At 64.4% G+C, this 18,663-nt stretch carries 12 protein-coding genes and 2 pseudogenes; 5 read left to right on the forward strand and 9 right to left on the reverse strand.

What is annotated here, in order from left to right:
• The 3 genes and pseudogenes from A39O_RS0122145 to A39O_RS43845 form a co-directional block, all read right to left on the reverse strand.
• On the reverse strand, nucleotides 1–216 hold a 216-nt coding region (locus A39O_RS0122145), incomplete at its 3' end, for an IS3 family transposase (protein WP_020506856.1).
• Nucleotides 217–282: 66 nt separating this feature from the next.
• Nucleotides 283–2,655, reverse strand: a pseudogene (locus tag A39O_RS43840) (EAL domain-containing protein); the annotation flags it as partial.
• A pseudogene (locus tag A39O_RS43845) lies at nucleotides 2,629–4,890 on the reverse strand (CHASE domain-containing protein); the annotation flags it as partial. The pseudogenes A39O_RS43840 and A39O_RS43845, both read right to left, overlap by 27 nt.
• A gap of 185 nt (nucleotides 4,891–5,075) precedes the next feature.
• On the opposite strand from A39O_RS43845, the gene A39O_RS0122155 reads away from it, so the two are divergent.
• Nucleotides 5,076–5,351 carry a hypothetical protein gene (locus A39O_RS0122155; RefSeq protein ID WP_020506858.1) on the forward strand — a complete coding sequence of 92 codons (276 nt, stop codon included), beginning with the start codon at nucleotides 5,076–5,078 and terminating at the stop codon, nucleotides 5,349–5,351.
• A gap of 313 nt (nucleotides 5,352–5,664) precedes the next feature.
• Here A39O_RS0122155 and A39O_RS0122160 read toward each other — a convergent pair whose 3' ends face one another.
• From A39O_RS0122160 to A39O_RS41140, 6 genes are all read right to left on the reverse strand, one after another.
• A complete protein-coding gene (locus A39O_RS0122160) occupies nucleotides 5,665–6,015 on the reverse strand; it encodes a helix-turn-helix domain-containing protein (protein ID WP_020506859.1) in 351 nt (116 codons plus the stop codon).
• Between the two features lie 43 nt (nucleotides 6,016–6,058).
• Complete coding sequence (locus A39O_RS0122165; protein ID WP_020506860.1) at nucleotides 6,059–6,481, reverse strand: single-stranded DNA-binding protein; 423 nt, start codon at nucleotides 6,479–6,481, stop codon at nucleotides 6,059–6,061.
• 84 nt (nucleotides 6,482–6,565) lie between these two features.
• Nucleotides 6,566–7,600 (reverse strand): 4-hydroxythreonine-4-phosphate dehydrogenase PdxA, encoded by a 1,035-nt coding sequence (gene pdxA, locus A39O_RS0122170; RefSeq protein ID WP_083924832.1) that lies wholly within the window; start codon nucleotides 7,598–7,600, stop codon nucleotides 6,566–6,568.
• The gene (locus A39O_RS0122175; protein WP_020506862.1) at nucleotides 7,560–8,909 is read right to left on the reverse strand and encodes a peptidylprolyl isomerase; all 1,350 of its coding nucleotides are present in this window, start codon (nucleotides 8,907–8,909) and stop codon (nucleotides 7,560–7,562) included. The genes pdxA and A39O_RS0122175 overlap by 41 nt, the downstream gene beginning before the upstream one ends.
• Nucleotides 8,896–11,793, reverse strand: a complete 2,898-nt coding sequence (locus A39O_RS0122180) for an LPS-assembly protein LptD (protein ID WP_245561960.1) — start codon at nucleotides 11,791–11,793, stop codon at nucleotides 8,896–8,898. The genes A39O_RS0122175 and A39O_RS0122180 overlap by 14 nt, the downstream gene beginning before the upstream one ends.
• An 88-nt stretch (nucleotides 11,794–11,881) precedes the next feature.
• Nucleotides 11,882–12,031, reverse strand: a complete 150-nt coding sequence (locus A39O_RS41140; protein WP_020506865.1) for a hypothetical protein — start codon at nucleotides 12,029–12,031, stop codon at nucleotides 11,882–11,884.
• Nucleotides 12,032–12,086: 55 nt separating this feature from the next.
• On the opposite strand from A39O_RS41140, the gene A39O_RS0122195 reads away from it, so the two are divergent.
• From A39O_RS0122195 to A39O_RS0122210, 4 genes are read left to right on the forward strand one after another with little or no spacing between them, the layout of a single operon-like run.
• Nucleotides 12,087–13,049 carry an aminoglycoside phosphotransferase family protein gene (locus tag A39O_RS0122195; protein WP_020506866.1) on the forward strand — a complete coding sequence of 321 codons (963 nt, stop codon included), beginning with the start codon at nucleotides 12,087–12,089 and terminating at the stop codon, nucleotides 13,047–13,049.
• Nucleotides 13,049–15,451, forward strand: coding sequence for an EcoAI/FtnUII family type I restriction enzme subunit R (gene hsdR, locus A39O_RS0122200; RefSeq protein WP_020506867.1), 2,403 nt, complete (start codon nucleotides 13,049–13,051; stop codon nucleotides 15,449–15,451). Before A39O_RS0122195 ends, hsdR begins: the two co-directional genes overlap by 1 nt.
• A 34-nt stretch (nucleotides 15,452–15,485) precedes the next feature.
• Nucleotides 15,486–17,054: a class I SAM-dependent DNA methyltransferase gene (locus A39O_RS0122205; RefSeq protein WP_020506868.1), complete on the forward strand. Its 1,569-nt coding sequence runs from the start codon at nucleotides 15,486–15,488 to the stop codon at nucleotides 17,052–17,054.
• Nucleotides 17,054–18,205: a restriction endonuclease subunit S gene (locus A39O_RS0122210; RefSeq protein ID WP_020506869.1), complete on the forward strand. Its 1,152-nt coding sequence runs from the start codon at nucleotides 17,054–17,056 to the stop codon at nucleotides 18,203–18,205. Before A39O_RS0122205 ends, A39O_RS0122210 begins: the two co-directional genes overlap by 1 nt.
• Nucleotides 18,206–18,663 lie beyond the last annotated feature (458 nt).

Here is an 18,663-nt window from a genome sequence, read left to right on the forward strand (position 1 = left end):
CGGCCCAGCCTGATCGTCCACTTTCTGACGTCCACGCTTGGTTTCAAACAGCGTCCCGGCCTGCTCCAGGATCTCCTTTTTCCACTGCCCCACCTGGACCGGATGGACTCCATGCTCCTGTCCGATCTCGTTCGTCGTTTTGACCCCGCGGATCGCCTCCAGGCCGACTTTGGCCTTGAAGGATGCCGTGTACGTCTTGCGCTTCGCTTCGCCCATTATGATATGCCCCTTTTGGTTCGACGCGAGCTTAAATTACTGTCCGGTTTTCAGGGTCCACTATATCCGGCCTTGGGCCCGCAGCTCACACAACGCGACCGCCAGCGCATGGACCCGCTGGTGCAACGCTGCGATGGACTGGAAGGCCGGCCGTGCGCCATGGCGGCCGGGGCCATCGGCATCCAGCCAGATACCGAAGCAGGACTGCGGGTCATCCAGCGGCGGCGGGGCGTCACGCGCGCCCGTGAGGTAGCCTTCCACCGCGGCCATCCAGGCGCGATACGCGGCACCGGCAAAGAGCAGCGGGACCGCATCGCGGCTCACCGCGGCGCAAGCGACCCAGACCGGATCGGGCCGCCAGGTCGCCAGCCAGCTTGGGATATCCGCGGCCGGCATCGGGCGGGCAATGCCGTAGCCCTGGGCCAGTTCGCAGCCGAGTTGCAGCAGCATCTGACCCTGTTCCAGGGCCTCTACCCCCTCGGCAATGACCTGGCGGTGGAAGGCGGCGCACAGGCCGATCACGCCATCCAGAATGGCCAGGTCATCGGGGTCGTCCAACATGTCGCGCACGAAGCTCTGGTCGATCTTGATCAGCTCCACCGGCAGGCGTTTCAGGTAGGTCAGCGACGCATAGCCAGTGCCGAAGTCGTCCAGGGCACACGGCACTCCGATCTCCCGGCAGCCATCGATCACCCGGGACACCCGGGCCAGGTCTGCCAGGGCGCTGGTTTCCAGTACCTCGATCTCCAGATCCCCTGGTCTCACGTGCGGATGCGCTGCCAGGAGCGTGCGCAGGCGCGCGACGAAGTCCGCCTGCTGCAACTGGAGGGCGCCGACATTGACACTGACCGGGATCTTGAGCCCGGCGGCCTGCCAGCGCTCCATCTGGCTCAGTGCGGTCTCGATCACCCATTCGCCGACCTCCACGGTCAGCGGATGATCCTCAATCATCGGCAGGAACTCCGCGGGCGGCAGCAGACCGCGTTGCGGGTGCTGCCAGCGGATCAGGGCCTCGGCACCGAGGACGGCCCCCGTGCGCATGTTCACCTTGGGCTGGTAATGCAGCACCAATTCGCCCGCGTCCAAGGCGCCGCGAATGCGCTCGAGGCTTTCATGATAACGGCGGACGCTGCGGTCCAGTTCGGCATCGAAGACGTGGTACCGGTTCTTACCTGCCAGTTTCGCCTGATACATCGCTTGATCGGCTTGGCGCAGCAGTTGCCCCGCATCGATGACGTCCGCCTGCGGGTAGAAGGTGACACCGACACTGGCGGAGACTTGCAACACCTGCTCACCAATTGGTACCGACTGGGCCGCGGCGGCGAGCAGGCGGGTGATCAGCGGCACGCTGGCCTGGATGTCGGCCAGGTCGAGCAGCACGGCGACGAACTCGTCCCCGCCGATACGGGCGAGGGTATCGCCTTCGCGCAGGACCTGCTGCATGCTGGCCGCCACGGCGATCAGCAACTGGTCGCCCACGGCATGCCCGTGCTCGTCGTTGATGGCCTTGAAGCCGTCCAGATCGAGAAAGGCGACCGCCAGCAGGCGCTCATAGCGCTGCGCCTGGACCATGCCTTGGTGCAGGCGGTCCGCCAACAGGACACGATTGGGAAGGCCCGTCAACGCATCGTAGTGAGCGATGTGCTGCAGCGTCTGTTCTTGCTCTTTGATCAGGGTGATGTCGGAGAACAACGAAACGTACTGCAGGGTGTTGCCCGCGGCATCGGGCACAGCGCTGATGGTTTGCATCACGGCGTACACTTCGCCGTCATTGCGGCGGTTCCAGATCTCGCCGGACCATTGGCCGCGCGCGATGAGGCTGTCCCACATGTTGGCGTAAAATGCCTGATCCTGACGGCCGGAGCTCAGCAGGCGCGGGTTGCGGCCCAGGACGTCCTCGCGACGGTAGCTGGTGATCCGACTGAATGCGTCATTGACATCGATGATGGTGCCGTCAGCGGCGGTGATCATGATGCCTTCATAGGCGTGGGTGAAGACGCTGGCCGCCAACTGGACCTTCTGTTCCGCCTGCTTCCATTCGGTAATGTCCTCGTAGATTCCCAGCAATCCGAACACGACGTGGTCCTGATCCCGGAGCGCGACCTTTGACGTACGCAGCCACATCGTCTGTCCGCTCGGGGTCGTCTGCTGCTCATCATAGGACAGTTTGGGGATACCAGAGGCCATGACGGACTGGTCATCGGCCTGATACAGAGCGGCCTGATCAGACCATCCCAACTGATCGTCGTCTTTTCCGATCACATCCTGTACGTGCGCCATGCCGGCGTCCCTGGCAAAGGCCGTATTGCACCCGAGATAACACAGGTTGCGATCCTTCCAGAACACCCGGATCGGCACGGTATCGATGACCGTCAGGAGCAGCGCCCGCGTTTCCGCAATCTCCGCTTCGATCCGTCTGCGCTCGGTGATGTCGGCGATAAAGCCATGCCACAGCGTCGCGCCGTCCGCTTGCCGGTCCGGCAGTGCGTTGCCCAAGAGCCAGCGGCTGCTGCCATCGTCAAATATCAGCCTGAACTCTTGATCCCATTTGGTTAAGTCGCGGGCCGATTGTTGGATGGACGCCTGGACACGGTCAAGATCGTCCGGGTGAACCAGCGCAAAGAGGCTTGACGCATCGTGACGGACGTCCTGCGGGCTGACCCGGAACATCTCACGGAGGGCCTCGCTGGCGAACGGCATGCAGCTACTGCCATCGGGGTGCAAACGGTATTGAAAGACAACCCCTGGAACGCGGTCAGAAATCTTCTGGAGAAGACGAAATCCCGCTTCCCGTTCATCCTCCAGCCGCTTGCGCTCAGTGATGTCATGAAGACTCGCCAGAAGGGTCGTTTTCCCTTCAAGTTGGATGGCACTGAGCAGGGTTTCGGCGATGAAGGTCTGACCGTTATCCAGCCGTTTGTGTATCCACTCGAAACGGCAGCCCCCGTGCTTCATCGCCATGGCGATATGCCGATTGGACAGCGTCATGGAGTCCGTGCCGCACGGCTGTTGCGGCGGCGATACATCGGCAGGGTGATAGGAGCAGAAGTCCTCCGGTGTCGCGCAACCGAATAACGCCACGGTTGCCTTGTTGCAGTCGAGGAAACCTCCTTCGCCCAGCAACATCACTGCGGCGTTGGTCGAATCGAAGAACGCGCGGAACATCGTCTCGGATCGACGAAACGCCAGTTCCGCCTGTTTACGTTTGGTAATGTCGGTATGTGTGATGACGACACCAGCGCTGGTGTCGCGCCCCAGTGGCGTGACGGTCATCGTGAACCAGCGCTGTTGCGCCGGTGAATGGTAGGGGTATTCCAGTGTGAAGCTGGGTAAGCGGCCGTCCAACACCGCCCGGATGCCCGCGCCGGCGCTCGCTCCATCATCCTGCGCACTGCAACCGGTGCCGGTCCGGCAGACCTCCAGATAATTGATGCCGACTTCCGTATGCAGCGCCGGCTGGCCGGGTTCGTTGCCGTTGTCCAGGGCGAAGCGCCGCCAGGGTTCGTTGATCGCCAGGATCATCCCGTCGTGCCTCACCACGACGATCTCGGCGGGGATAGCATCCAGAATGGCTAGCGTGAAGGCTTCACTCTCCCTCAAGAGCGTCTCGTGCCGTCTGATCGCTTCGGTGAGCTTGCCGGCGATGCGTTCGGCGTTGGTTCGCGTGTTGATTACCGCGAGCATCAACCAGAACAGCAGGCCAGTGAGCGCCAGGCCGCCGGCCAGGGTTGCCCAGACCGGCGCGTCGCCGATGCCGGGGGCGCTTGCGGTGCGCTCGAACATCAGCAGCCACGGCTGGCCGTTGAAGTCGAGCACCCGCTGTTGGTGCAACGGCGAAGGCCCAGCGGGTGCGCTGTCCGGTTGGCTGTCGAACAGGAGTCCGGCGGGCGCCGCCTCGCGACCATCGTAGATGGTCAGGTCGACGGCCTTGCCTTCACGGCTGCGCCAGTCACCGAGGATGCCGGTCATCAGGTCATTCATGCGGTAGGGGCTGTAGGCCCAGCCGAGCAGCGCGGCGCGCCGTTGTTCAAGCGTGTCCACCGGTGCCCCATTGCGATAGACGGGGACATACATGAGAGTCCCGGCCTGGATCTCAGTGCCGGTCTCCTGTACCAGTTCCACTTTACCAGACAGGGCCGCCTCGCCGGTGTCGCGCGCCTGGTCCATGGCAGCCCGCCGGACCGGCTCAGCGTACATATCAAAACCGAAGGCGCGCAGGTTGCGGTCGCGGAAAGGTTCGAGGTAGATGATGGAGGTGTAGAGGGCGCGGGGGCCGGACGGACGGACGCTGTAGTCGGGAAATCCTTCGCTCCGGATGCGGGCGAGGTGGGCGGCGAGTTGCTCCGGGGGGATGACTTCTGCAAACCCGATCCCTTGAACGCCGGGAACACGGCCACTCGCCCGCAGGGTCTCGACGTAGGCCCGCCATTCGTTGCGCTCCACCGTGGTCAACGCGGCAAACAGGGCGGCACCGCCGCGCAGCATCAGGGCATAGGCGCCCAAGCGCTCCTGGACTTTGAGGGCGATCTGATCGCAGTTGAAGGCGAACTGCCGCACCGCATCCTGTTGGATGCCCTGCCTGACCTGAAGGGCAGCGAAGACGCTCGCCAGTAACCCGACGCCGAGGGTGATCCAGGCGAGTCGCGTCTTGCGGAATCGATGAAATTTCTGCATCGGGATCGCGTGTATAGCGGGCAGCGCCGAGCGCGCCGCCCATTATCCACCCAGACGGGGTCGCCGCGGGGTCCTGCCACGACGCTGCCGGCTTCAAGCTCGAACAGGTCGGTCTCGCCGACTGGCTCATTCAGGCTGTAGTCGAGCCGGATCGTCGTCGGCACCCGGCTGGCCAGCAGGCGCTTGTGGGCGTTGCGGTCATCTTTGTCGGCGTAGCCGATGGTGACCTGGATGGTCGGGAAGGTCGCATCGGCGCGTGGCGGATTTTGCTTGCAACGCTGGATATGGTAGATGCCGCCGCACAAGTCAGGCGCGCGGAGCATGTCGAGAAAGGGGCGCCCGATGGTGGCGACGCGCCGCGGCTTGCCCTGCACGGTCACATAGGCTCCGGGGTCGCACTGGACGCTGGTGTGGACGCTGATGATCTTGCGGTTGATTTTGTCGAGCCGCAAGCGGCGTAGCGGCGGCAAGCCGGCTTGGAGGTAGGTGGCGAGACCCTCAGCCCCGAGTGCCCTCTGCATGGATTCGGTCGCCCGCCGGCCCCACTGCGGCGAGGGCAAGGAGGTCACGAACAGCAGCTTGGGCAAGCGGTCGGTGAGGCCGTGGTAGTTCATGGCGCTCAGGTGCGAGAGATAACAGAATGGGTCGACGCAGCAAGAGAAGGTCGTCGCCTTGTACCGAGTGACCCGCGGTGATCCCCGTGAGGCTGACGTTTTTCGCGGCCGGGACCGGATTCCGACCGAGCGAAGGGGTCCGACAATCTTTGGAACCCTTTTAGCGGGTCGGGTCGCTCTCGATCATGGCCGTCTCGCGGATCAGCGCCCGACCCCGGGCGTCCGCCTTGCGGTACATCCCGAGTAGGTCAAGCTCGTCGGGGCTGAAGCGCATCAGCGGCTCGACACAGAGCAGGTAGCCCGGCGTGACCGTGCCCAGGGCCTTGGCCAACAGGCAGGCCTCCTCGATGCCGATGCGCCGTTGGGCCCGCTCATAGTTGCTGATCATCGAAACTGAAACCTTGCCTTCGGTTCGGTCGGACAATTGCGCTAGGGATAGGCTGGACGCGCTGCGGGCGAGGCGCAGCCGCTCGGCGATCTGAAAGTTCAGGGTGAGCCGGTCTTCGATCATGATGCCGCGGCTGGTTTGGCGGTTTGCTCGAACGCGCACCCGTTCAAAACGGGATGTCATCATCGTAGAACGGCACCGGCTCCGACTCAACTGGGGGCGCCGGGTCCCGCGCCGGTTCGCCTCGGCTCTTCGCGCGCGCCCCGCCGGTCGGCTTGGCCGAGGTGGTCACCACCAGCGAGTCGCACAGCATGGCCCAGGACTCGCGCGGTTCGCCGTCCACGGGGGTATAAATGCCGCGCGTCATGCGCCCCAGGGCGGCGACCATCTGGCCCTTCTGCGCCCGCTGCAAGGTCTGCGCGGCGACGCCGAACGCGAGAAGACCAACCCACAGGGTTTCCGGCGCCGCCGCATCCCGGGGCGTGACATCGACGGCAACCTGGACCGTGGTCATGTCTTTGCCGCTCTTGGTGGTGCGGGCCACGGGATCGCCACCCAGGCGACCGTACAAATTGGCGATCAGGCTCATCGGGCGGCTGCTCCTTGGTTGACTAAGTGCTATGGACTTGTGTCGCTTGTTGAACGGTTCCCAACGCGATTGCCGGCAATCGCCTTAACCCGGAGCGTCCACCATGACCAGCGCGGCCGCAATCGCGGCGCGCAGACTCCCGAGGTCGGCGCGATCCGTTCCCGCCAGGTCCAGCGCGGTGCCATGATCCACGGAGGTGCGGATGATCGGCAGCCCCAGGGTGATGTTGACCGCCTGACCGAACCCCAGGTGCTTGAGCACCGGCAGGCCCTGATCATGGTACATGGCCAGCACGACGTCCGCGGCCGCCAGGCGCTCCGGTAAGAAGGCGGTATCCGCCGGCAGGGGGCCGGCCAGGTCCCAGCCGCGTTCGCGCAGTTCGTTGAGGACCGGCGTGATCACCTCGATTTCCTCCCGCCCCAGATAGCCGCCTTCGCCCGCGTGGGGGTTGAGCCCACAGACCAGAATGCGCGGGGCGGCGATGCCGAAGCGTCGGCTGAGATCCGCGTGCAGGACCTCGATGACGTGGCGCAGGTGCGGCCCGGTGATGGCGGCGCTGACTTGACTCAGCGGCAGGTGGGTGGTGACCAAGGCGACCCGCAGACCCGGGGTGGCAAGCAGCATCACCGGATGCGCGTGACACCGCTCGGCCAGGAACTCGGTGTGTCCGGTGAAGTGCAGGCCCGCTTGGTTGAGGATGCCCTTATGGATCGGGCCCGTGACCAGCGCATCAAACATGCCCGTCAGACACCCATCGCAGCCGATTCTCAGTGTTTCGAGCACATAGGCGGCATTGGCGGTATCCAGTCGGCCCGGCAGCACGGCGGCACCCAGCGGCACCGGAGCGACCCATAACTGCGCCGCTGCACTCGGGCGACGCGGGGTGTCGGCCGCAAAGGTGAGACAGCGCAGCGGCAGCCCGAGTGCGTGCGCACGCGCGGTCAGCAAGTTGGGGTCGGCGACGGCGATCAACTGGGCCGCGCCGGCTTCCTGAGCCAGGCGAACCAGCAGATCGGGGCCGATCCCGGCCGGTTCTCCCGGAGTGATGACGAGCCGCGGAGTCATGCGTGCGTTCCTCTCAGCGTTCAGCGTTGGCGGCATCGAGCCGCAGTTCGACATAGGCCTCATCGCGCAGCCGCTTCAGCCAGGCGTCGGTGGCCTCGTCCACCTTGCGCCGCTGGATCGCCTCTTTCGCCTTGAGCCGCAGCAATTCATCCGCGGTGTCCTGGCTGCGGCGCTCCTGCACCTGAATGATATGCCAACCGAATGAGCTGTGGACCGGTTCGCTGACCTCATTGGGGGCGAGCTTATTCATCGCTGCTTCAAACTCCGGCACGGTTTGCCCCGGATTGACCCAGCCCAGGTCGCCTCCCTTCAGGGCCGAACCCGTATCGTCCGAGTGGGCGCGGGCCAGGGTCGCGAAATCATCGCCGCCGACAATCCGCATGCGCAATTGCGCCAGCCGGGTCTTGGCATCTTCATCAGCAACCAGTTCGTTGGGGCGGATCAGGATATGGCGGGCCCTGGTCTGGGTGACGTTACCCGGCACGCCGCCCTTGATCTCCGCCAAGCGGATGATATTGAAGCCGCTCGGGCTGCGGATCGGATCAGTGATCTCACCCTGCGCCATGGTTTGGGCCTTGTCTGCGACCAGGCTCGGCACGGCGGCCATCTCGAACCACCCCAGATCGCCGCCTTGCAGGGCGGTGCGCCCCTCGGAACTGGCGGCGGCAACCGCGGCGAAATCCGCTCCGCCGCGTAATTTGGCCACCAGTTGCTTGGCCTTGGCCTCGGCTTGGGCAATCTGGGCGGGTGACGGATCATCGGGCAGTGCGATCAGGATGTGCTGCAGCCGCACCTGTTCACGCGGCATCAGTTGACCCTTTTCCCGTTGGAGGAAGCGTTCCACCTCCTGATCGCTGACCTGGATGGTGCCCACGACCTCCTGGTTTTGCAGTCGGCCGGTGAGGATCTGCATGCGGGTGTCCTCGCGAAAGGCTTCAAAGCGCATCCCACTGCTCTCCAGCGTCGCCTGCAGTTCTTCGATCGAAAGATTGTTACGGCTCGCGATCGACCGGATCGCGCTGGTCAGGGCCGCCTCGTCGACCGTGATGCCGAGCTGTTTGGCACGCTGTTGCTGGAGCCGTTTCAGGATCAGCCGCTCCAGCACCTGTTTGCGCAACTGCTCCGGCGGGGGTACCGGGGTGCCCTGTTCCTGAAGTTGGGGGATCGTCTGCGCCATCTCGCGGGACACCTCGCTTTGCACCACCACGTCATCATTGACAATGGCGACGATCGAGTCGAGTTCTTCGGCGTTGGCGAGCGGGTGCGTCAGGCCCAGGCAGAGCAGGCCGACGACCAACCAGAACAGCGCCCCGAAGGCGGTGCGGGTCGGTGTGTGTGGGCCGTCACGATCAGTCCGAGTCATAGCCATAGATTCCGTATTCCAGGAGTTTGTCGATCTTGTTGCCGAGTGAGCCCAGGCCGGCGAGTTCGAGTTGCAGCATTACGCTGGTGTTGCCCTCGCTCTCGGCCGTGGTTTTGAGATGACGCCCGAGGATTCGCAAACGCCAGCAGCAGCGGCCGAATTCGATCCCCACAAAGGCATCGACGGTGTCGGAGTCGAGTAGTGAATAGAGCCAGCGCCCGACCAGGCTGATCTGCCGGGTCACCGGCAGGCGAAATGACAGGTCGGTATTCTCATAGCGTTCGGCCTCGGTCTGACCCAGGTTGTAGCGATACGCGAAATTGAACACACGATCATCCCCCGGGGCGTAGCGGAACTGCACCACGCGTTTCTCCCATTGATTGATCGAGAGATTCGGGTCCCACTGAAAGCTGGCCCGCGCGTTCCACCCCGGTGCGGGATTGGTCGACAACTCGCCCGCCACCGACGAGGTGGTGGTTTCATCCGCTGACTGGCCGGTGAGTTGGACCCGGCGCGGGTCGAAGTAATACACCTGACCCAGGCTGGCGCGCAACCACTCCCGACCGCTCTTGTTGCCCAGGGTGCGGGAGGTCAAGCCGATCGTGAAGCGGTTCTCGTCGCCGATGCGGTCATACCCGGTAAACCGATTCGGTCTGAACAGGCTGGCGTAGCTGAAATCCAAAAGCGTGGTGTCGAACAGCGGGGTGTCGGACTGGTTCTCATAGGGTGTCGCGACGTAATAGAAACGGGGCTCCAGGGTCTGCAGGGCACCCTGACCGAACCAGTTGAGATCGCGCTCGAAGACCAGTCCGGCGTCCACGTCGAAACTGGGAATCAGGAAGGACTGCACCGACGGGGTGCCCGGTTGCGTGTCCGCCAGATCATAGCCGGTCGCATACAGGCGCACGCGCGGAATCAGGTGACCGAAACTGCGCCGCAACGGCAATCGCAACGAGGGCAGCAAGACGCCGCGATTGCCGTGGACCTTCGCGTGATGGTCGAAGTAATCGTAACGTCCTTCGAAGGCATATTCGAGCAGGCCCCAGCGGGTCCGCGGGACATCCACTTGGATATGCGGGAGTTGGCCGTAGGGGCGATCGGCGGGCGCGATGGTCGGGTCGACCGTCTGGAAGCCCTGCAACCAGGCTTGCACGCTGTAAGTGCCGCCGTTATACGAGAGATTGCCCCGCTGGACCAGATTGCGAATGCTGGTGACATCCAGGCGGTTGCCGAAGTCGGCCAGGTACTGGTCGTCCGAGACCATGCTGTAGTCGAGCGAGGTACTCCAGCGACCGCCCACGGTGCCCGTCTGCTCCAGCCGCAGCGCTCCGCGCGTCCCGAGGTCTGGGTCCGCGGCATCGTGCGGCAGGATCTCGCCGTTGATCTCGATCTTCTGACTCCCCATGAGGTGACGCACCTGGACGCCGAGCATCAGCCCGCGTGTGCTCATGAAGCGGGGGGTGATGGTCGCGTCCAGGTTCGGGGCAATGTTCCAATAGTAAGGAAGGAGGATGTCCGTGCCGGTGGTGTCGGACGAGCCCACCGTCGGGATCAATAATCCGCTGCGCCGCCGGTCATCGATCGGAAAGCTGACGTAGGGTGTGTAGAACACCGGCAGATTGCCAAACTGCAAGCGCGCATGACGCGCTGTGCCCAAGCCCTCCGGGTGGTCGAGCAGCAAGCTGCGCGCATGGATAGACCAGTCGTAACGGCCGGGCGGACACGTGGTGTAGGTTACCTCGCGATAGCGGGTGATCTTGCCGGGCAAGAGTTCGGCCGTGGCGGCAGTGCCGCGCAGGTTGGCATCGCCGGACAGACGATAATGGACATCCTGCAGGGTGCCTTCCTTGGTTCTCAGATTGTAGTCCGCGGAGTCGGCGGTCAGCCGTGCGGGTGGATATTCCAGATAGACGTTGCCCTGTGCGTCGACCGCGCCGGTGCGCCGATGATAGCGGGAGCGATCCGCTTCCAGGCGTTGGTCGCCCTGGAGGATCTCGACTCCCCCTTGCAGTTGTACGATCTCGCCGGTTTGATCGTAATCGACCTGATCGGCGGTGGCATCGACCGGCACCTCGAGGTCCGCGGCGGGGACCGCGGCGCTCCCGGTTCCGTCGCCGCGGCCTGAGGGGCCGCACTGCTCCCAGGGCAGCCCGGCGTGCAGACGCGCCTCGTCATCGCGCGGCACCACTTTGGGCCGCGGGCCAATGGCCGCGTTCAGCCGTGCCGTGTCCGCCGCGGTGGATGGTTGGTCCGGCGGCGGCAGGACCAGCGGGGCGATGCCGGTGAACACCGGACGTGCGGGGTCCAGCACGATCGGCAGCGTCAGACGGGCCGGTTCCGGGGGTAGGGACACCGGGGACGACGGCGGCGTTGCAGTCGGGATCGGGGGCGCATCCAACCGCTCGGGGATGGGGTCGGCCGTCGGTTTCGGGGCAGTGACTGCTGCCGGCCCCGCCGCCGCGGGAATGGGATCGATCGCGCCCGCGTTGGTCGGCGGCGGTGTGGCCGTCGCCGCGCGGTCAGGCGGGGGTGGCGCCGGATCGGCAGGGGACGGGGTCGTCGTACCTGATGGGCCGGTGGCCGCCGCCGGTACCACGGCAGCGTCGGCTGGGAGCGCCGGGGCTTGGGCTGCGGTCGATTCCAGGTCCGTGACCGGGGCGGGTGGCGCCGCGCCGACGTCTGACTGAGCAGGGTTGCCGGCTGTCGGTTCGGGGGCAGGACAATCCCCGTTGATGCCCAAACCGTCGGCTGCGCTTTGGCCAGGCACTTGGCCGTAGTCTTGGTAGGCACAAGGCCGCGGACCAACCGTGGCGCCCTCGGTAAGCGTCTGCGATGGACTCACGGCGGCCAGGATCAGCGCAACGGATAGGATTAGGGAACGCACGACATGGACGGATTGGGAATTCGCTGCAACCATGTCACATTCTTCGCGGGCCGGCAATGCGGTTATCCTGGAAAAAATCGGTCAGCCGTCAGCGGTCGACCGACCGCTTGCGCCGGAACAGCGCGTCGGGTGCGATGCCGCGGCCCCGTCCGGCCACGTAAACCGCGGCGAAGGCGACGCTGAAGGCGCGTGGCTGATGAGCACTGGCCGCGCGGCTTGGGGTTATTGTTGTCACCATTGCTGAGGGGATCGTCTTGACTGCACGGCATGAGTTATTAACACATTGGGTCGCCATGGTACTCGGAAGGAACGACTTCGCGCTGGAGCCGGCCTCCTCCGACGCCAGCTTTCGCCGCTATTGGCGGGCGCGCTGGCAGGGAAACACCATGATCCTGATGGACGCTCCGCCGGCGCACGAGGACTGCGGTCGTTTTGTCGACTTGGCGCGGCGCCTGCGCGCCATCGGGCTGCACACCCCGGAAATCCATGCGGAGGATCGGGCCAACGGCTTTCTCGCCTGCTCCGACCTGGGCGATCGGCTTTATCTTGCCGAGCTCGATGAGCAGAGCGCGGACCGGCTCTATGGAGACGCGCTCGCCGCCTTGGCGGTCATCCAGGCCTGCGGTCCGCTGGACGGTCTGCCGCACTATGATGACGCCTTCCTGCGTCGCGAGTTGGAGATCTTCCGCGAATGGTTCCTCGTCCGCCACCTGGGACTGGTGCTCACCCCGCGGGACACGGCCGGTTGGGTTCGTGCGGGCGACCGGCTGGTGGCCAGTGCACTGGAGCAGCCTCAGGTCTGTGTCCATCGGGACTATCACTCGCGCAACCTGATGATCACCGATCCGCCGAGTCCGGGCATCCTGGATTTCCAGGACGCGGTGGTCGGACCCGTCACCTACGATCTGGTCTCCCTGCTCAAGGACTGTTACATCGCCTGGCCGCCCGAGCGGGTCACCGACTGGGCCCTGGGCTATCTTCAACTGGCCGTCCAGTCCGGGGTGCTGCCCGAGATCGAGCCGGCGCGCTTCCTGCGCTGGTTCGACCTCATGGGCACCCAGCGTCATCTGAAAGCCTGCGGCATCTTCGCCCGGCTCAACCATCGCGACGGCAAACCGCATTATCTCAACGACATCCCGCGCACTCTCGACTACGTCCGTGTGGTCTGCGCCCGCTATCCGGAACTGGCCGATCTGGATCGATTGTTGACCGAGCGGGTCGACCCGGCCATGGGCGGCACGCCCGCGAGACACTGATGGTGTCACTGAACGAGGCCGACACCTGCCGTCTCCATGTCACCCCCCGGCTGCGCGCCGCCGGTTGGGAGGAGCCGCCCCATGCGCTCGCCGAGCAGCAGACCTACACCGCTGGCCGCGTTCGAATCATCGGCGGCAAGGCCGTACGCGGAGAGCGCAAGCGGGTGGATTATTTTCTGCTCTACACCCGCGACTACGCTCTCGCCGTGGTCGAGTCCAAGCCGGAAGACGCGCCCGTGGGCTCCGGGCTCCAACAATCCAAAGGCTACGCCGAGGACCGAGATCTGAAATTTGCGTTTGCCACTAACGGGCATTGGATCATCGAGTTTGATTTTCTCACCGGCACCGAAACCAGCCTGGACGCCTTCCCCACGCCCGATGCGCTGTTCGCCCGCTTGCAGGCGGCCCAAGGTCTAAGCGATGCAGAGGCGTCGCGCCTCCTGACCCCCTCCCATCATGCGCCGGAGGCCCAACCCCGTTACTACCAGGAGATCGTCATCAACCGCGCGTTGCGGGAGATCCTCCAGGGTCGGCGGCGCTGCCTGGTGTGCATGGCCACTGGGACCGGCAAGACCCTGGTTGCCTTCCAGATCTGCTGGAAGCTCTGGAACGCCCGCTGGAGCCGCGACGGCACGCGTGAGCGCAAGCCGCGCATCCTGTTTCTGGCAGACCGCAATCTGCTGGTCGACGACCCCAAGGACAAGCACTTCGCCCCGTTCGGCGAGGCGCGCTGGAAGATCGAGGGCGGCCGTGTCAGCAAGAGCCGTGAGATCTATTTCGCGACCTATCAGGCTATCGCCGAAGACAAGTCGCGCCCCGGTCTCTACCGCCAATATCCGCCGGATTTTTTCGATCTGATCATCGTCGACGAATGTCACCGCGGCAGCGCCCGAGACCAAAGTCAGTGGCGCGAGATCCTGGAGTGGTTCGAGCCGGCTTACCAACTCGGGATGACCGCGACACCCTTGCGGGAGGACAACCGCGATACCTACGCCTATTTCGGCAACCCCATCTATACCTACAGCCTGCGTCAGGGTATCGAGGACGGGTTCTTGGCCCCGTATCGGGTGCATCGGGTCGTGACCGACGTGGATGCCACCGGCTGGCGCCCGAGCCGCGATGAATTGGACCGCTTCGGGCGCCCGATCCCCGACGAGCACTACGAGACCAAGGACTTTGAACGCATCATCGCGCTCAAGGCCCGCACCCAGGCCGTCGCCCGGCATCTCACCGACTTCATGCGCCGCACCGACCGCTGGGCCAAGACCATCGTGTTCTGTGTCGATCAGGAGCATGCGCTCGCGATGCGCCAGGCCCTGACCAACCTCAATCAGGATCTGGTCGCCAAGCATCCGCATTACGTCGAGCGCGTGACGTCCCGCGAGGGCGATCGGGGCCGCGCCCTGCTCAGCCGCTTCCAGGAGCCCGACGAGCCCACGCCGGTCATCCTTACCACCTCGCAGATGCTCACCACCGGCGTGGATGCGCCGACCTGCAAGAATGTCGTTCTGGTGCGTGTCATCAACGCCATGACCGAGTTCAAGCAGATCATCGGGCGCGGAACGCGGATGCGCGAGGATTACGGCAAGACCTGGTTCAACATCATCGACTACACCGGTTCGGCGACCGCGCGCTTTGCCGACCCCGATTTCGACGGCTTCCCGGAAGCCATGGACCTCACCGAGATCGATGCGCAGGGCCGGGAGACCGGCAGCCATGACCTGGACCCGATCGCTATCGAGGCGGTCGAACCGGGCGGCGCGGCGCCGGGCGAGCCCGGCATCGGCGATGGCGCAGACGGTACAGGCCCGACACCGCCGCTGAAATACTATGTCGATGGTGGCCAGGTTCAGATCATCGCCCATGTCGTCTCCGAACTGGACGATGACGGCAATCAACTGCGGGTGATTCAATACACCGACTACACCGCCGCCCAGATTCGCACTCTGTTCCGCACGCCCGACGCCCTGGCTGCCGACTGGGCCGATCCGGTCAAACGCGAGGCGATCCTCGATCAACTGAACCGCCGCGGTATCGCGTTCTCGCGCTTGGCCGAGGCGGCGGGCCACGCGGACGCCGACCCGCTGGACCTGCTCTGTCATCTCGCGTTCCAACGCCCGTTGCGCACCCGTCGGGAGCGGGCGGAGCACCTGCGCAAGAACCAGCCGGATTTCTTCGACCAATTCAGCGCCGTCGCCCGCGGCATCCTCGACGCCTTGCTGGACCAATACACCGAGCACGGTCCAGACGAGTTCCGGATTCCGCACGCCCTCCAGGTCCCGCCCATCGCCGTCCATGGCAACCCCATGGAGATTGCCGACCTGTTCGGCGGGCCGGTCGCCATGCGGCAGGCCGTCAATCGGTTGCAGACCCTGCTTTATGCGGAGATCGGCAATCGCTGAGTTTGGGTCGGATTTTTCACCACAGAGCTCACTCATGCCCCCCAAGAAGCCAGTCACACCTCAGACCACCGCTCAGCAGCTCGGGGCCATCATCAAATCCGCGCGCAATATCATGCGCAAAGACAAGGGTCTCAATGGTGACCTGGACCGGCTGCCCATGCTCACCTGGATCATGTTCCTCAAGTTCCTCGACGACATGGAGCAACTGCGCGAGACCAACGCCGCGTTGGCGGGGACGCCCTTTCGCCCGGATATCGCGCCGCCCTATCGCTGGCGCGACTGGGGTGCGGAGGCCGGCGGTATCACCGGGGCTGAACTGATCGCCTTCGTCAACAACGACGAGGCCATGCGCCCCAACGGCACCCGCGGGGCCGGGCTCTTCTATTACCTGCGCGGGCTGCGCAGCCTGGATGGGGCCGATCGGCGCGATGTCATCGCCACCGTGTTCAAGGGGATGCAGAACCGCATGGCGGACGGGTACCTGCTGCGCGACGTGATCACGCTGGTCAACGGCATCCACTTCACCGCCTCCGCGGAGATGCACACTTTGAGCCGGCTCTACGAGACCCTGCTGCGCGAGATGCGCGACGCGGCCGGTGACTCGGGTGAGTTCTACACCCCTCGCCCGGCGGTGCGCTTCATGGTCCAGGTGATGGATCCGCGCCTGGGCGAGACCGTGCTGGACCCCGCCTGCGGGACCGGCGGCTTCCTGGTGGAATCGTTCGTCCATTTGCAGCAGCAATGCCGCTCGGTCGCCGATCTGGTCACCCTGCAGGAGACCAGCATCCGCGGCGGTGAGGCCAAATCCCTCCCCTACCTGCTGGCGCAGATGAATCTGCTGTTGCACGGGCTCAACTACCCGCGCATCGACCCCGGCAACAGTCTGCGCGTTCCACTACGTGACCTCACCGATCAGGACCGGGTGGATCTGATCCTGACCAACGTCCCCTTCGGCGGCGAGGAAGACCGCGGCATCCTGAGCAACTTCCCCAAGGACCGCCAGACCGCCGAGACCGCGCTGCTCTTCCTGCAACTCATCATGCGCCGTCTGAAACGCCCCGGGCCGGGCAATGACCGCGGTGGCCGGGCCGGCGTGATCGTCCCCAACGGCACCCTGTTCGGCGACGGCGTCTGTGCCCGGGTCAAGGAAGACCTGCTCAAGCACTATCACGTGCATACCATCGTGCGCCTGCCCGAGGGCGTCTTCGCGCCCTATACCGACATTCCGTCCAATCTGATCTTCTTCGACCGCTCCCGGCCGACCCAGGCGATCTGGTACTACCAAATCCCGCTGCCCGCCGGCCGGCGCAAATACACCAAAACCAAGCCGATGGAAGACGCCGACCTCGCGGCCTGTCTGGCCTGGTGGGACGATCGGACAGAGAGTGCCAATGCCTGGCGGGTCAATGTCGCGGATGTGCTCAAGTACGACGCCGAGGGGCGGTTGCTCTCGGTCAATCTGGATATCAAGAACCCGAATGGGTTGGAGGCGTTGGAGCATCGGGAGCCGCGTGAGTTGATCGCGGACATCGCACGTAAGGAGCAGCGGGTTCTGGATCTGATCGCGGAAATCGACACTTTGCTTAGCGCGGAATCTGCCTGATGAGCGGTTGGCCACTGGTACGACTCAGTGAGGTGTTGACTCAATCCATTGACCGGCATCCGGTAGAAGCTGGAAAATGCTATCCGAACATAGGAATCTACGGTTTTGGGCGAGGCGTTTTCGAGAAGCCGCCGATTGATGGGGGGGCCTTTGCCGCAGATAGCCTCTACCGAGTAAGCGCTGGACAATTCATCTACAGCCGACTCAAAGCATTCGAGGGCGCCTATGGATTGGTGCCTGATTTCGGGGATGGTTCTTATGTCACTAACGAATTTCCGGCCTTCGACATGGACAGTCATGCCCTGCTGCCGGCGTTTCTTTACTGGTACTTCAAGTGTCCGAGCACCTGGGAACAGCTTGCCAGGCACTCTACGGGAATCGGGGCTCGGCGTGAGCGGCTTCACCCAAATGCGTTCTTGTCGGAGTTGATTGCGCTTCCGCCACTTAAAGAACAAGAACGCATCGTAAGGGAAATCGAGGACATCACCACCCGCCTCGACGAGGCGCGGCGGCTGCGCAAGGAGATCCAGGACGACGCCAAGGCCCTGCTGCACAGCGTCTTTCACCGCTTGATCCAAGGCGCCGCGTATTGCCCGCTCGCCGAGGTCGCGCCCATCGTTCGGCGACCAGTCGCGATCGAATTGGACGGCGTCTACCCCGAGTTGGGCGCGCGCTCATTCGGCAAGGGTCTTTTCCATAAGCCGACCCTGAGCGGCGCGGATCTCGATTGGCAGAAGCTCTTTCGCGTTCATGCCGGGGACCTAGTCATCAGCAACATTAAAGCCTGGGAGGGCGCCATCGCCGTTGCCGGAGAGGCCGACCATGGCCGGGTCGGCTCGCACCGTTATATCACCTGCGTTGCCAAGGAGGGGGTCTCAACCCCTGAATTCCTATGCTTCTATCTCCTGACGAACGAAGGGATTGAGCAGGTGCAGGGCGCCTCACCCGGAAGCGCGGACCGCAACCGGACCCTGGCGATGAGCCGTTTGGAACAGCTCCTCGTGCCGGTCCCAACGATCGAGAAACAGAGAGAATTTAGCACGCTTCAAGCCAAGGTGACCGCTATCCACCAGGCTCAAGCCGCCAACCAACCTGAACTGGACGCTCTACTGCCCGCCGTGCTGGATAAAGCCTTCAAAGGCGAGCTATAACCGAGCGGGCCGTGATCGTCGTTCCGGCCGCCGGAAGACCGGAGGCCGACGCTTTAGCCGGTCGACATTGCGTCTGCGTGGGGCTTGTTCGGCTAACGGCGATGGAAGGAACATCAGCCACCCCGGAAGATGAATGTCTCCCGTGGGAGCGGCGTCCCGCCGCGATGGGTGCCGCGGTGATCTCGAACGGTAGGGCGACGCGCCCGGCCCCATCGCGGCGGGACGCCGCTCCCACAGTGTCGCGGCGCGACTTTCACGGTAAAGCCGCGAGCTCTAGTGCGCGAAGCCCGTGATCTGGCCGGAACGATGATCAACGCCCAGCACGGCGAGCGCGAGCGATCGGAGTCTAACGCGATCATCGGATGTAGAGGGGAGTTTCAAACCCGCCGGTACGCCAAGGCCATGTCCGGACGTCAGGTGCGAAGGCTATAATCCCGTGACGCGTGATCATCAGCTCG

The organism is Lamprocystis purpurea DSM 4197 (genome assembly GCF_000379525.1).
GTDB classification, from domain to species: Bacteria; Pseudomonadota; Gammaproteobacteria; order Chromatiales; family Chromatiaceae; genus Thiodictyon; species Thiodictyon purpureum.